Genomic DNA, 14,141 nt, shown 5'->3' on the forward strand with positions numbered 1-14,141 from the left:
CCCAAGAGCCCCATTCAATGCAGCCACGCTGCAGACAGGACGACCATGAACGCTGAAGAACTCTTGCGCGCCGGCCGCGTCGACGACGCCCTCAAGGCCCTCCAGGACCAGGTCCGCACCCAGCCGGCCAATGCCGAGCTGCGCGTCTTCCTGTTCCAGCTGCTGGCCGTGCTCGGCCAGTGGAGCCGCGCCAACAACCAGCTGAAGGTGGCCGGCGAGCTGGATGCCGGCGCCCTGGCCATGGTGCAGACCTACCGCACTGCCCTGGAATGCGAGGCCCTGCGTGCCGAAGTGTTCGCCGGCCGCCTCACCCCGGTGGTGCTGGGCGAACCCGCTGACTGGGTGGCCCCGCTGATCCAGGCCCTCAAGCACGACGCCGACGGCCAGCCCGAAGCCGCCCAGGCCCTGCGTGACGCCGCCTTCGACGCCGCACCGGCGGTGGCCGGGCAGGTCAACGAGCAGCCCTTCCAGTGGCTGGCCGACGCCGACCCGCGCCTGGGCCCGGTGCTGGAGCTGATCGTCAACGGCCGCTACGTGTGGCTGCCGATGCACAACATCCAGCACCTGGCCATCGAAGCCCCCACCGACCTGCGCGACCTGGTGTGGCTGCCGGTGGAGATCACCCTGGTCAACGGCGGCACCACCGTGGGCCTGATCCCCAGCCGCTACCCGGGCAGCCAGGACGACGCCGACGGCGCCATCCGCCTGGCGCGCAAGACCGACTGGCTGGACAGCGGCCTGCCCCTGGGCCAGCGCCTGTTCGTCACCGATGAAGGCGATGTCGCCCTGTTCGAGGTGCGCACCCTCGCCTTCGAGCAGCCGAGCGCCTGAACATGGCCGACCTGACGCTGCAGGAACGCCTGCAACCGTCCCTGCTCGATCGCCTCACCGACGACGATCCGGGCAACCCGAAGGAGAGTGCCGACAAGCGCGTGCTCTCCCTCACCCAGCTCAAGGCCTCGGTCCTGCGTGACCTGGCCTGGCTGTTCAACACCATTGCGCCGCTCGACAGCGACACCTCCGGCGAGATCCAGGCCGGCAGCTCGGTGGTCAACTACGGGTTGCCGCCGCTGGCCGGGCACACCGCCTCCAGCGTCGACGTGCAGGCCATCGAGGCCCTGCTCACCGAGACCATCGCCGGCTACGAGCCGCGCATCATCCGCTCCACCCTGCGCGTACGCGCCCAGCTGGCAGCCGACCAGATGAACCACAACGCTTTGTCCTTCGAGATCGAGGGCGACCTGTGGGCCGAGCCCGTGCCCTTGCGCATGCTGCTCACCACCGACCTCGACCTGGAGACCGGCCACGTCCGCGTGGTGCCCGCCGAACAGGTCAGGAGGCGCAAATGAACCCGCGCCTGCTGGAGTACTACAACCAGGAGCTGCAGCACATCCGCGAGAGTGCCGCCGAGTTCGCCAGCGAGTACCCGAAGATCGCCGGGCGCCTGACGCTCTCCGGCATCGACTGCGCCGACCCCTACGTCGAGCGCCTGCTGGAAGGCTTCGCCTACCTCACCGCCCGCGTGCAGCTCAAGCTCGACGCCGAGTACCCGACCTTCACCCACAACCTGCTGGAGATCGCCTACCCGCACTACCTGGCGCCGACCCCGTCGATGACCGTGGTGCAGCTGCAGGCCGATCCCAACGAGGGGTCGCTGGCCAGCGGCTTCGTGGTGTCGCGCAACGCCTCGCTGCGGGCCAGCCTGGGCGCCGACGCGCAGACCGCCTGCGAATACCGCACCGCCCAGCCGGTCAGCCTGTGGCCGCTGGAAGTGACCAAGGCCGAATACTTCGGCAACCCCGCCGCCGCCCTCGGCCGCCTGGCTGCCAGCGAGCCCACCGCCAAGGCTGGCCTGCGCCTGCGCCTGCGTACCGGGGCGGGCCTGCCGTTCAACAGCCTGTCGCTGGAAGACCTGACCTTCTTCCTCCACGGCGCCGACGAGCAGCCCTTCCGCCTCTACGAGCAGCTGATGGCCAACGCCTGCGCGGTGTTCGCCCAGGCCCCCGGCGGCGAGTGGGTGGAGCGCCTGCCGCCGGACAGCCTGCGCTCGCGCGGCTTCGACGACGAGGACGCGGTGCTGCCGGTGGTGCCCCGCGCCTTCCAGGGCTACCGCCTGCTGCAGGAATACTTCGCCCTGCCCAACCGCTTCCTGTTCGTCGACCTGGCCAACCTGCGCCGTCCCGTGAAGCGCTGCGCCGGCCAGGAACTGGAGATCATCGTGCTGTTCAACCGCCTGGACAGCACCCTGGAAGGCAGTATCGGCGCCGACCTGTTCCGCCTGTTCTGCACCCCGGCGGTGAACCTGTTCCCGCGCCGGGCGGACCGCATCCACGTGAACGAGCGGGTCAACGAGCACCACGTGATCGTCGACCGCACCCGCCCGCTGGACTTCGAAGTGCACAGCCTCACCGAGGTGACCGGCCACGGCGCCGGCCCGGAGCAGCCCTTCCAGCCCTTCTATGCCGTGCGCGACCCCTCGCGCTACGGCCGTGAGCAGGCCTGGTACACGGTGCGCCGCGAACCCCGCGTGCTCTCCAGCAACCAGCGTCGCAAGGGGCCGCGCTCCACCTACATCGGCAGCGAGACCTTCATTTCCCTGGTGGACGCCAAGCAGGCGCCCCACCGCCACGACCTGCGCCAGCTGGGCATCGGCGCGCTGTGCACCAACCGTGACCTGCCGCTGTTCATGCCGGTGGGCACCGGGCGCAGCGACTTCACCCTGGAAGACAGCGCCCCGGTGCAGGCCGTGCGCTGCCTGGCGGGCCCGAGCCGGCCCAAGGCCAGCCGCGCCCATGACGCCAGCGCCTGGCGGCTGATCAGCCAGCTGTCGCTCAACTACCTGTCGCTGAGCCAGGACGGCCAGGGCGCTGCCGCCCTGCGCGAGATGCTGCGGCTGTATGGTGAGTCCAACGACCAGGCCCTGCAGATGCAGATCGAGGGGCTGCGCAAGGTCGCCAGCAAACCCTGCACCCGGCGCCTGCCGATGCCGGGCCCGATCGTCTTCGGGCGCGGCCTGGAGATCGACCTGGAGTTCGACGAGAACGCCTTCCGCGGCACCGGCGTGTTCGTGCTGGCCTCGGTGCTGGAACGTTTCCTGACACGCTACGTGTCGATCAACAGCTTCACCGAAACGGTGTTGCGGACCACTGAACGGGGCGAGGTGATGCGATGGCGGGCGAAGCCCGGACGTCGTCCGAATCTGTAGACACCCTCGCGGAAATGGAAGCCGCGCCCTGGAACTACGACTTCTTCCAGGCGCTGCGCCGCATCGAGTGCGAATACCCCGACCGGCCGCGCCTGGGCCATTCCCTGCGCCTGGCCGACGACCCGTTGCGCCTGGGCCAGAAGCCCGATTGCGGCTTCGCCCCGGCGACCCTGGCCAGCGTCGAGCACAACCCCGACGGCACACCGCGTATCGAGCAGTACTTCTTCGGCCTCACCGGGCCCAACGGGCCGTTGCCGCTGCACCTGACCGAGTACGCCCGGGAGCGCCAGCGCAACAGCGCCGACGCCACCTTCAAGCGCTTCCTCGACGTCTTCACGCACCGCCTGCTGACACTGTTCTACCGTTCCTGGGCCGAAGCCCGGCCGACGGTGAGCATGGACCGCCCCGACCAGGACTACTGGTCGCCACGCCTGGGCGCGCTCTCCGGCCGGGGCATGGAAAGCCTGCTCGGCCAGGGGCCCATCGACGACGCCGCGCGCTACTACTACACCGGCCACCTGGCGGCGCAGACGCGCTACCCGGACGGCCTGCGCACCATCCTCGCGGAGTTCTTCGGCGTGCCGGTGGCCATCGAGGAATACGTCGGCCAGTGGCTGGAGCTGCCCGAGCGCAGCCGCCTGGGCGCGGCTGCCAGCACCCTGGGGATGGACCTGTGCCTGGGCACCCACGTGTGGGACCGCCAGCACAAGTTCCGCATCTGCATCGGCCCGCTGGACCTGTCGCAGTACCAGCGCTTCCTGCCGGGCGGCGAACTGTTCCACGAACTGGCCGCCTGGGTGGCCGAATACCTGGGAGAAGAACTGGACTGGGACGCCAACCTGGTCCTCAAACGTGAGGACGTTCCGCCGCTGACGCTGTCCGGCGGGGACCGACTCGGCTTCAACACCTGGCTCGGCACCCCCGGCCAGGACGCAAAGGACCTGCTGCTGGCACGCCACTACGCCGACGCCACGCCGCGCCAATACCCGGATCGAGGAGAGTGAAAATGGGAGAAATCAGTCGCGCCGCGCTGTTCGGCAAGCTGAACAGCCTGGCCTACAAGGCCATCGAAGCCGCCACGGTGTTCTGCAAGCTGCGGGGCAACCCCTATGTGGAGCTGGTGCACTGGTTCCACCAGATCCTGCAGCTGCAGGACTCGGACCTGCACCAGATCATCCGCCAGTTCAGCATCGAGCCGGCACGCCTGGCCAAGGACATCACCGAGGCCTTGGACCGCCTGCCGCGCGGCTCCACCTCCATCACCGACCTGTCCTCCCACGTCGAGGAAGCGGTGGAGCGCGGCTGGGTGTACGGCAGCCTGATGTTCGGCGAGAGCCAGGTGCGCACCGGCTACCTGGTGGTGGGCATCCTCAAGACCCCGAGCCTGCGCAATGCGCTGCTGTCCATCTCCCGCGAGTTCGAGAAGCTGAAGGTGGACACCCTCACCGAGCGCTTCGACGAAGTGGTCGGTGCCTCCCCCGAGAACGCGCTGACCGCCACCGACGGCTTCAACGCCGGCGCCCCGGGCGAAGCCAGCGGCGCCATGGCCCCGGCGGCCATGGGCAAGCAGGAAGCCCTGAAGCGCTTCACCGTGGACCTCACCGAGCAGGCCCGCAGCGGCAAGCTGGACCCGATCGTCGGCCGTGACGACGAGATCCGCCAGCTGGTGGACATCCTCATGCGCCGCCGGCAGAACAACCCGATCCTCACCGGCGAGGCCGGTGTGGGCAAGACGGCGGTGGTCGAGGGCTTCGCCCATCGCATCGTCGCCGGCGACGTGCCGCCCTCGCTGAAGGACGTGGAGCTGCGCGCCCTGGACGTCGGCCTGCTGCAGGCCGGTGCCAGCATGAAGGGCGAGTTCGAACAGCGCCTGCGCCAGGTGATCGAGGACGTCCAGAGCTCCGAGAAGCCGGTCATCCTGTTCATCGACGAAGCCCACACCCTGGTCGGTGCCGGTGGCGCCGCCGGCACCGGTGACGCGGCCAACCTGCTCAAGCCGGCCCTGGCGCGCGGCACCCTGCGCACCGTGGCGGCCACCACCTGGGCCGAATACAAGAAGCACATCGAGAAGGACCCCGCCCTCACCCGCCGCTTCCAGGTGGTGCAGGTGGACGAGCCCTCCGAGCACCGCGCCATCCTGATGATGCGCGGCGTGGCCTCGACCATGGAGCAGCACCACCAGGTGCAGATCCTCGACGAGGCACTGGAGGCGGCGGTCAAGCTGTCCCACCGCTACATCCCCGCGCGCCAGCTGCCGGACAAGTCCGTGAGCCTGCTGGACACCGCCTGTGCCCGCGTGGCCATCAGCCTGCACGCCGTGCCGGCTGAAGTGGACGACAGCCGCCGTCGCATCGAGGCGCTGGAGACCGAGCTGGCCATCATCGGCCGCGAGCACGCCATCGGCGTCGCCATCGGCAGCCGTCGCACCGACGTGGAGAACGCGCTGGTCGAGGAACGCGCCCGCCTGGCTGAGCTGGAAGAGCGCTGGAACGAAGAGAAGGCCCTGGTGGACGAACTGCTGGCCACCCGCGCCCGCCTGCGTGCCGCCGCCGAGCCGGTGGACGGCACCAGCCGCGAAGGCGGCGCCGACACCCCGCCGCTGGCCCCCGAGGAACTGGACGCCCTGCGCGCCCAGCTCACCGACCTGCAGGCGCGCCTGAGCACGCTGCAGGGCGAGGACCCGCTGATCCTGCCGACCGTGGACTACCAGGCCGTGGCCTCGGTGGTGGCCGACTGGACCGGCATCCCGGTCGGGCGCATGGCGCGCAACGAGATCGAGACCGTGCTCAACCTGGGCGGGCACCTGAAGAAGCGCATCATCGGCCAGGACCATGCCCTGGAGATGATCGCCAAGCGCATCCAGACCTCCCGCGCGGGGCTCGACAACCCGAGCAAGCCGATCGGCGTGTTCATGCTCGCGGGCACCTCGGGCGTGGGCAAGACCGAGACCGCGCTGGCCCTGGCCGAGGCCATGTACGGCGGTGAGCAGAACGTCATCACCATCAACATGAGCGAGTTCCAGGAAGCCCACACCGTCTCCACCCTCAAGGGTGCCCCGCCCGGCTACATCGGCTACGGCGAAGGCGGCGTGCTCACCGAGGCGGTGCGTCGCAAGCCCTACAGCGTGGTGCTGCTGGACGAGGTGGAGAAAGCCCACCCGGACGTGCACGAGATCTTCTTCCAGGTGTTCGACAAGGGCGTGATGGAAGACGGCGAAGGCCGGGTGATCGACTTCAAGAACACCCTGATCCTGCTCACCACCAACGCCGGCACCGACCTGATCGCCAGCCTGTGCAACGACCCCGAGCTGATGCCCGAACCCGAGGGCATCGCCAAGGCGCTGCGCGAGCCGCTGCTGAAGATCTTCCCGCCGGCGCTGCTGGGCCGCCTGGTGACCATCCCCTACTACCCGCTGAGCGACGAGATGCTCAAGAGCATCACCCGCCTGCAACTGGGCCGGGTCAAGAAGCGCGTCGAGTCGGGCCACAAGGTGCCGTTCGAGTTCGACGACAAGGTGGTGGACCTGGTGGTCTCCCGTTGCACCGAGACCGAGAGCGGAGGTCGCCAGATCGACGCCATCCTCACCAACAGCATGCTGCCGGACCTCAGCCGCGAGTTCCTCAACCGCATGCTGGAAGGCCGCAAGGTGGAGAAGGTGCAGGTGAGCGCCGAGAACGGCGAGTTCACCTACCGCTTCGAGTGAAGCGATGCGGCGCGCCCCGCCACGGGGTGCGCCGCCTGAATGTGGAAGGTTCCGGCGCGTCGGAACCCGGCAGTGACGCGTACAGCGCTAAGGAAGTGTGGGATGGCGATTTCGCAACGGGCACGCATGGCCAAGGTCAGCAGCCCGCTGGGCGGCGATGTGCTGCTGCTCGACCGACTGGACGGCCACGACGAGCTGGGCCGGCTGTTCGACTACGAACTGGAACTGGTCTCCGAAGACCACAACCTGCAACTCGACGCCCTGCTGGGCAAGCCCATGGGCGTCTCGGTGGAGCTGTCGGACGGCAGCCAGCGTCACTTCCACGGCATCGCCGCGCGCTGCAGCCAGTCCTCCGGCACCGGCCAGTTCGCCGGCTACCACGTCACCCTGCGGCCCTGGCTGTGGCTGCTGTCGCGCACCTCCGACTGCCGCATCTTCCAGAACAAGACGGTGCCGGACATCGTCAAGCAGGTGTTCCGCGACCTCGGCTTCTCCGACTTCGAAGACGCCCTCACCCGCAGCTACCGCGAGTGGGAGTACTGCGTGCAGTACCGCGAGACCAGCTTCGAATTCGTCAGCCGGCTCATGGAGCAGGAGGGCATCTACTACTACTTCCGCCACGAGCAGTCACGCCACGTGCTGGTGCTCTCCGATGCCTACGGCGCCCACACCACCGCCCCCGGCTATGGTTCGGTGCCCTACTACCCCCTCGAAGACCAGATGCGCGAACGTGACCACGTCTACGACTGGCACATGGCCCGCGAGGTGCAGCCGGGCTCCCTGGCGCTCAACGATTACGATTTCCAGCGCCCCAGCGCGCACCTGGAGGTGCGCTCCACCATCAGCCGGGGCCACAGCAACGCCGAGCACCCGCTCTACGACTACCCCGGCGAATACGTGCAGACCGGCGACGGCGAGCAGTACGCGCGCAACCGCATCGAGGCCATCCAGACCCAGTACGAGCGCGTGCAACTGCGCACCAACGCCCGTGGCCTGGCCTCGGGGCACCTGTTCAAGATGACCGGCTACCCCCGCGCCGACCAGAACCGCGAGTACCTGATCATCGGCGCCCGCTACGCGGTCAGCCAGGAAGCCTACGAAAGCGGTTCGGCCGGCGGCACGCTGCAGTTCGACAGCAGCCTGGAGTGCATCGAGGCACGCCAGCCGTTCCGTCCCATGCCGACCACCATCAAGCCCATCGTCCAGGGCCCGCAGACGGCCATGGTCGTCGGCCCCAAGGGCGAGGAGATCTGGACCGACCAGTACGGACGGGTGAAGGTGCATTTCTATTGGGACCGGCATGACCAGTCCAACGAGAACAGCTCCTGCTGGATCCGCGTGTCCCAGGCCTGGGCCGGCAAGAACTGGGGCCACATCCAGATCCCGCGCATCGGCCAGGAGGTGATCGTCAGCTTCCTCGAAGGTGACCCGGACCGCCCGATCATCACCGGCCGCGTGTACAACGCCGAGCAGACCGTGCCCTACGACCTGCCCGCCAACGCCACCCAGAGCGGGGTCAAGAGCCGCTCCAGCAAGGGCGGCACACCGGCGAACTTCAACGAGATCCGCATGGAGGACAAGAAGGGCGCCGAGCAGCTCTACATCCATGCCGAGCGCAACCAGGACATCGTCGTGGAGAACGACGAGACCCACTCCGTGGGCCACAACCGCACCAAGAGCATCGGCAACGACGAGACCGCCCGCATCGGCCAGGACCGCCTGCGCGCCGCCAAGCGCCACGACACCCTGGTGGTGGGCGGTGCGAAGAGCGACAGCGTGAGCACCCGCTACCTGATCGAGGCCGGTGCGCAGATCCGCCTGGTGTGCGGGCAGAGCGTGGTGGAGTTCAACGCCGACGGCGTGATCAACATCTCCGGCACCGCCTTCAACCTGTTCACCGCCGGCAACACCGCCATCGACACCGGCGGCCGGCTGGACCTGAACTCCGGCGTGGCCAGCGCCATGCCCACCAATGGCGAAGGCGACAAGGGCGCCATCGACGGCAAGGTCAACGCCCTCTTCCCGCCGCCACCCAAGAGCTGAAATCTGCCGGGGCCGTGCAAGGCGGCCCCGGTCTTTCCGGGCTCGACACGCCGCGCCGGCCCGAAGCAAAGCCCCATGTAGCCGTAGGCAAGCGCGAAGGCGCCCACGCCGGTCTTTGCCCTTCCTGCTCGTCAAACCCGCACCCGGCCTCGCCTTCGGCCTTCCGGCGCCGGCCTACAGCCAGCCGCGCGAAGGGCCTGTAGTAGTCCCCTATTACCCCCGCCTGCCGCTTCGCGGCCAAGCTGCCTGCTCCCTTCCCAACACGGAGCACGCAATGCCCAAGTTCATCCACACCATGATCCGGGTCGGTGATCTCGCCGCCTCCCTGGCGTTCTACCAGCAGGGTTTCGACCTGGCCGAAAGCCACCGCCTGGAGTTCGAGGATTTCACCCTCGTCTACCTGCGCGACGCCAACAGCGGCGCCGAGATCGAGCTGACCTGGAACAAGGGCCAGGCGCAGTACACCCACGGCAGCGGCTACGGCCATGTGGCCTTCGTGGTGGACGACCTGGAGGCCCACTTCGAGCGGCTGCAGGGCCTCGGCTACGCGCCGGCGCCCATCAAGGCCTTCGAGCGCGACGGCGAGCTGCTGGCCCGCTTCTTCTTCGTGCAGGACCCAGACGGCTACAAGATCGAAGTCCTGCAGCGCGGGGGCCATTACCAGTAGCCAGCCGCTCCCGCTCCGTCCCCCTGCTGATCCGACGACAACAACAAGGAGATCCGCATGTTCGACGCGACCCTCAATCGACGCCACTTCCTCAAGGGCAGCAGCGGTGCCCTCCTCGGCACCCTGCTGTTCACCTCCGGCCCCATCGCCCTGGTCGCCCCATCACTCACCTGGGCCCTGGACCTGCACCACCTCGACAGTGCCCTGGCGCTCAGGCTGATGGCCGTGGTGAAGCGCCTCTACCCCCACGACGGCATGGAGGACGCGGTCTACGCCTTCGCCGTGCAGGCGCTGGACAGGCAGGCCGGGCAGGACCCCGCCCTGGGCGGCCTGCTGCGGGACGGGCTCGATGCCCTCGACCGGGATGCGGGGGGAGACTGGTCCTCGCGCAGCGAGGCCGAGCAGGAGGCGCTCCTGCGCGCCATCCAGCACACGGCGTTCTTCAGGCAGGTACGTGCCCAGGCGTCACGGGCGCTGTACAGCAACGAGCTGGCCTACCGCCACTTCGGCTACGAGGGCGCCTCCTTCGGCAAGGGCGGCTACCTGATGCGGGGCTTCAACGACCTGCGCTGGCTGCCCGCTGCGCCCGCCGATGCCAGCCCCTCCGCCACCTGACGAGGTACTCCCATGACGACGTTCAGCCTGAATGATGACTCGGTCATCGTGATCATCGGTTCCGGTGCCGGCGGCGGCACGCTGGCCAACGAGCTGTGCCGGCGGGGGCTTCCCGTGGTGCTGCTGGAGGCGGGCAAGCGCGAATCCCCGGCGACCTTCATCAACGATGAGTGGCCCTCCTTCGAACAGCTCGCCTGGAGCGACCCGCGCACCACCTCCGGCAGCTGGCAGGTGGCACGGGACTTCCCCGACCTGCCCGCGTGGATCTGCAAGACCGTCGGCGGCACCACCACCCACTGGGCCGGTGCCAGCCTGCGGTTCCAGGCCCATGAGTTCCGCGCCCGGCAGACCTACGGCAACCTGCCCGGCGCCAACCTGCTGGACTGGCCGCTGAGCCTGGAAACGCTCGAACCCTATTACGCGAAGGCGGAAGCGCGCATGGGGGTGACCCGCACCCACGGGCTGCCCGGTCTGCCGGGCAACAACAACTTCCAGGTGATGTACAACGGCGCCCGCAAGCTGGGCTACACCCAGTGCTCCACCGGCCACATGGCGATCAACAGCCGGGCACGGGACGGCCGGGCGCAATGCATGCAGCTGGGCTTCTGCTTCCAGGGCTGCAAGATGGGCGCGAAGTGGTCGACGCTGTACACCGAGATTCCCCAGGCCGAGGCGACCGGGCGGCTCGACCTGCGCCCGCAATCCCAGGCGGTGCTGATCGAGCACGACGCCCGTGGCCGCGCCAGCGCCGTGGTCTATGCCGACGCCAAGGGGCAGCTCCACCGGCAGCGTGCGCGGGCGGTCGCCGTGGCCGGCAACGCCATCGAGACCCCACGCCTGCTGCTGCACTCCAGCAGCACGCTGTTTCCCCATGGGCTGGGCAATGGCTCCGGCATGGTGGGCAAGCACTACATGCGCCACACCACGGGCTCGGTCTTCGCCGAATTCGCCGATCCGGTGCACTTCTACCGCGGCACCATCATGGCGGGCATCGTCAGTGACGAATCACGCTTCGACCCGGACCGTGGCTTCGTCGGCGGCTACGAGATGGAGACAATCTCCCTCGGCCCCTCCTTCATGGCGGCCTTCTTCGACCCGGGTGCCTGGGGACGGGACTTCACCCGCGTGATGGACCGCTACACCCACCTGGCGGGGATGTGGCTGGTGGGCGAGGACATGCCCCGGGAGAGCAACCGCGTGACCCTCAGCGATACGGTGAAGGACCGCTTCGGCATCCCCGTGGCGAACGTGCATTACGACGACCACCCCAACGACATCGCCATGCGCGAGCACGGCTACCGCCAGGGCCAGGCCCTCTACGAGGCAGTCGGCGCGCTGAAGACCCACCGCGTCCCGCCCTACCCCTCCACCCACAACCTGGGCACCTGCCGCATGAGCGAGAAGGCGGCGGACGGCGTCTGCAACGGCTACGGCCAGAGCCACGAGGTGCCCAACCTGTTCATCTCCGATGGCAGCCTGTTCACCACCAGCGCGGCGGAGAACCCCACGCTGACCATCGTCAGCCTGGCGATCCGCCAGGCGGAATACATCGCCCAGGCACTCGACAAACGTGCGGCCTAGGCTGCGCTGACCGGTTAATGGGCCAGGGACGGCCCTTTTTTCTCTCGGGTGGTGGGCCACTTGGAAACCGGCGCCGCGCAAGGCGGCTCCGGTCATGGCGCGGTCAATCGGGTATTCAGGGCAGGTCGACCTTGAGGCCACGCCCGGTCTGCACCGCCACGTAGTGGGCGTCCTTCAGGGCCCTGGCAAGATCAGGGTCGGTTTCGTCGAACTCCTTCACGGCAATGCTGCCAAGGGTGATCTGGTGAAGCATCGAGCGATCCAGGCCCTTGTCCAGCAGCACAGCCCTGACGTACCTCAGTTGCCGTTCTGCGGACACCAGCACCTCTTGCCCGGGAAGCGCGGCGGCACGCTGGATCACCAGCGCCAGCGCGCGATCTATGTATTCAACGGGAGTCATGGTCCACCTGGGGAGATAATTCCAAATGCGTCCTTCTGGTTGGAGAACAACTGCGTCGCTCCACCCTTGGCATCGTAGTTCTGGCCCTTGACCGACCAGAAGTCCGTGGTGGGCGCTGCAGTACTGCGCAGCACCTCCACCTTCTGCGTGGTCTTGTAGGAGTTGAGGACCTTCGGCTCGATGGTGTTCGCCGCCCGGTTGGTGCCCATGGGGTTGATCCCCAGTTCGGTCGGCTGGACTTTGGGGCTGATTGTATACCAGTTGCCCTGGGGCGCCCCGGGGGACTGGTACTGCCAGAGGGCCTTGTTCGGGGCCAGGGTCTCGACGCGCACGGGATGGTTGAAATCCAGGCCGTTCATGTACGACTCGGCATCGCTCTTCGAGTAACCCTTGGACTTGAAGAAGTTGCTCGCCACCTCGCGGTTACCGCGGTAGTTGATGTCGTGGTCGAGATCACCACTGCGCCCGAACTTCTTGTTCAGGTACGCGCGTCGTTGCGCCGCCTCCGAGGTCACGGCGGCGGTCGGCTTGCGTCCGGCCAGCTTCGGTCCCATACCGAGCAGCGCCAGGCCGGCGACGCCTTGCAGGAGGTCGCGGTAGCCAGGTCCCAGGCGATCACCCAGTTGGCCGAGCAGCTCCATGCCGCCGTAGATGGCGCCGCCCACGACAACGGTCGCTGCCAACACCGCGAGCCCCGCCATGGCCGCCATCACCAGGCCGACGCCCAGTGCTGCCAGGCCGAGGATCTCCAGGCCGCTGTGCACCCAGCCCTCGATGTCCAGCACGAAGGCCACGCGCTCCGTCGGGCCGCCGATGAAGGTGTTCTCGCTGCCGGTCTTGATGTGCGCACCGCAGCTCATCTTGCTGGTCAGCCGGGCCGCCGGCTTGCCGTTGATGTAGACCGTGGCGCTGCCTTCGGCGATGACCACTTCGAACGGCCAGTAGGGGTGGTTGCACGGCAGCCCGCTGCAGGAGGACGCGGCGTCCTCGCCGGCGCGCATCGCGTTGCGGGCGTTGACGAAGACGTTGGGGCTGCCACGTATGAGCGCCCCGGTTGTCGGCTCCGGCAGGTTGAAGATGGTGCTGAGTCCCTTGACCACCTGGAACATGGACAGGCCGCCGGCAGCGATGGAGCCGGCCATCACCGCCAATGCGACACCACCCGTGGCGGCCGTGGCCGCGATCACCGCTGCACCGATCAGCGCCCCCGCCACCGCCCCGGCGACCATGGCCGCGAGGCCGAAACCGTGAGCGATCTCATCCCCTAGCCGTGCTGCTGCCTGCGCATCCATCGAGGTACTTCACTTCCTTGCTCGGGCCGTCGGCGGCCCCGGTCAGGCTGCCGGAGGCAGCGGCTTGAGGGTCTGCATCGCCTGCTTCCAGGCCGGCTCGTGGAACGGCAGGTCCTGGGGCGTGGTGGTCAGCGTGGTGATCAGCACCGCCGGCTTGCGCTCGATGAACACCTGGCGAAGCATCAACACCCGGCCATCGCGCTGCCAGGTGTAGTCCAGCAGCACCGCAGGGGCACCGTTCAGGTTGATGTCCCACTGCTTGACCAGGGTGAACCCGGGCAACTGCTGGCGCGCATTGGCGAGCTGCTGGGCGATGTAGTCAGCGAAGGGCATGTCGCCCTGGCTGGGGTCGCGGCTGATGACGAAGCTGGCTTCCTTGGCGCTGCCGGTGGCGGGCAGCTTGAAGATGTTGATGCTCTGGTCCTGCCAGGCATCGGGGACGTCCAGGTCCGCCTCGTTGAGTCGGTAGAGAGTCACTGTACTGAAGGCCTTCCCTAGGTGATGGGCTCTGCGTAGGAACTGCCTTATTGACAACGACACATCATCCTACGCCCGGCGGGCGAAAATCTTCCGGCAACCGGGCCCAACAATCAAGGACAACCCCCCGCGCGATGCTCAGGGCTTGCGCTTGGTCT

General features: G+C 68.2%; 12 protein-coding genes. 9 read left to right on the forward strand and 3 right to left on the reverse strand.

Annotation, left to right across the window (positions count from 1 at the left end):
* Nucleotides 1–45: 45 nt before the first annotated feature.
* The 9 genes from BM198_RS17055 (at nucleotide 46) to BM198_RS17095 (ending at nucleotide 11,814) form a co-directional block, all read left to right on the forward strand.
* Entirely contained in the window at nucleotides 46–831 is a 786-nt protein-coding gene (locus BM198_RS17055; protein ID WP_074971468.1) for a type VI secretion system accessory protein TagJ, read from the forward strand.
* 2 nt (nucleotides 832–833) lie between these two features.
* Nucleotides 834–1,349: a type VI secretion system baseplate subunit TssE gene (gene tssE / locus BM198_RS17060; RefSeq protein ID WP_074971469.1), complete on the forward strand. Its 516-nt coding sequence runs from the start codon at nucleotides 834–836 to the stop codon at nucleotides 1,347–1,349.
* Entirely contained in the window at nucleotides 1,346–3,205 is a 1,860-nt protein-coding gene (gene tssF, locus BM198_RS17065; protein ID WP_074971470.1) for a type VI secretion system baseplate subunit TssF, read from the forward strand. Before tssE ends, tssF begins: the two co-directional genes overlap by 4 nt.
* On the forward strand, nucleotides 3,169–4,209 hold the full coding sequence (gene tssG / locus BM198_RS17070; protein ID WP_074971471.1) for a type VI secretion system baseplate subunit TssG: 1,041 nt from the start codon (nucleotides 3,169–3,171) through the stop codon (nucleotides 4,207–4,209). Before tssF ends, tssG begins: the two co-directional genes overlap by 37 nt.
* 2 nt (nucleotides 4,210–4,211) lie before the next feature.
* Entirely contained in the window at nucleotides 4,212–6,908 is a 2,697-nt protein-coding gene (gene tssH / locus BM198_RS17075) for a type VI secretion system ATPase TssH (protein WP_074971472.1), read from the forward strand.
* A gap of 126 nt (nucleotides 6,909–7,034) precedes the next feature.
* Nucleotides 7,035–8,951, forward strand: coding sequence for a type VI secretion system Vgr family protein (locus BM198_RS17080; RefSeq protein ID WP_394328347.1), 1,917 nt, complete (start codon nucleotides 7,035–7,037; stop codon nucleotides 8,949–8,951).
* A gap of 274 nt (nucleotides 8,952–9,225) precedes the next feature.
* Entirely contained in the window at nucleotides 9,226–9,618 is a 393-nt protein-coding gene (locus tag BM198_RS17085; protein WP_044407547.1) for a VOC family protein, read from the forward strand.
* 57 nt (nucleotides 9,619–9,675) lie between these two features.
* The gene (locus BM198_RS17090; protein ID WP_044407550.1) at nucleotides 9,676–10,233 is read left to right on the forward strand and encodes a gluconate 2-dehydrogenase subunit 3 family protein; all 558 of its coding nucleotides are present in this window, start codon (nucleotides 9,676–9,678) and stop codon (nucleotides 10,231–10,233) included.
* 12 nt (nucleotides 10,234–10,245) lie between these two features.
* A complete protein-coding gene (locus tag BM198_RS17095) occupies nucleotides 10,246–11,814 on the forward strand; it encodes a GMC family oxidoreductase (RefSeq protein ID WP_044407553.1) in 1,569 nt (522 codons plus the stop codon).
* 115 nt (nucleotides 11,815–11,929) lie between these two features.
* Here the strand turns inward: BM198_RS17095 and BM198_RS17100 are convergent, their stop codons facing one another.
* Genes BM198_RS17100 through BM198_RS17110 form a run of 3 tightly spaced genes read right to left on the reverse strand, consistent with a single transcriptional unit; the run spans nucleotide 11,930 to nucleotide 13,983 of the window.
* Complete coding sequence (locus BM198_RS17100; protein ID WP_069566640.1) at nucleotides 11,930–12,214, reverse strand: immunity protein Tsi6 family protein; 285 nt, start codon at nucleotides 12,212–12,214, stop codon at nucleotides 11,930–11,932.
* Nucleotides 12,211–13,506 carry a polymorphic toxin type 46 domain-containing protein gene (locus BM198_RS17105; protein ID WP_074971474.1) on the reverse strand — a complete coding sequence of 432 codons (1,296 nt, stop codon included), beginning with the start codon at nucleotides 13,504–13,506 and terminating at the stop codon, nucleotides 12,211–12,213. Before BM198_RS17105 ends, BM198_RS17100 begins: the two co-directional genes overlap by 4 nt.
* Before the next feature lie 42 nt (nucleotides 13,507–13,548).
* A complete protein-coding gene (locus BM198_RS17110; RefSeq protein WP_044407562.1) occupies nucleotides 13,549–13,983 on the reverse strand; it encodes a DcrB-related protein in 435 nt (144 codons plus the stop codon).
* Nucleotides 13,984–14,141 lie beyond the last annotated feature (158 nt).

The organism is Metapseudomonas otitidis, assembly GCF_900111835.1.
Taxonomy (GTDB): domain Bacteria; phylum Pseudomonadota; class Gammaproteobacteria; order Pseudomonadales; family Pseudomonadaceae; genus Metapseudomonas; species Metapseudomonas otitidis.

Bases quoted from the DNA above. Each gene is read 5' to 3' on its own strand.
- BM198_RS17055 (WP_074971468.1), top strand. From the start codon at position 46: ATGAACGCTGAAGAACTCTTGCGCGCCGGCCGCGTCGACGACGCCCTC.
- tssE (WP_074971469.1), top strand. From the start codon at position 834: ATGGCCGACCTGACGCTGCAGGAACGCCTGCAACCGTCCCTGCTCGAT.
- tssF (WP_074971470.1), top strand. From the start codon at position 1,346: ATGAACCCGCGCCTGCTGGAGTACTACAACCAGGAGCTGCAGCACATC.
- tssG (WP_074971471.1), top strand. From the start codon at position 3,169: ATGGCGGGCGAAGCCCGGACGTCGTCCGAATCTGTAGACACCCTCGCG.
- tssH (WP_074971472.1), top strand. From the start codon at position 4,212: ATGGGAGAAATCAGTCGCGCCGCGCTGTTCGGCAAGCTGAACAGCCTG.
- BM198_RS17080 (WP_394328347.1), top strand. From the start codon at position 7,035: ATGGCCAAGGTCAGCAGCCCGCTGGGCGGCGATGTGCTGCTGCTCGAC.
- BM198_RS17085 (WP_044407547.1), top strand. From the start codon at position 9,226: ATGCCCAAGTTCATCCACACCATGATCCGGGTCGGTGATCTCGCCGCC.
- BM198_RS17090 (WP_044407550.1), top strand. From the start codon at position 9,676: ATGTTCGACGCGACCCTCAATCGACGCCACTTCCTCAAGGGCAGCAGC.
- BM198_RS17095 (WP_044407553.1), top strand. From the start codon at position 10,246: ATGACGACGTTCAGCCTGAATGATGACTCGGTCATCGTGATCATCGGT.
- BM198_RS17100 (WP_069566640.1), bottom strand. From the start codon at position 12,214: ATGACTCCCGTTGAATACATAGATCGCGCGCTGGCGCTGGTGATCCAG.
- BM198_RS17105 (WP_074971474.1), bottom strand. From the start codon at position 13,506: ATGGATGCGCAGGCAGCAGCACGGCTAGGGGATGAGATCGCTCACGGT.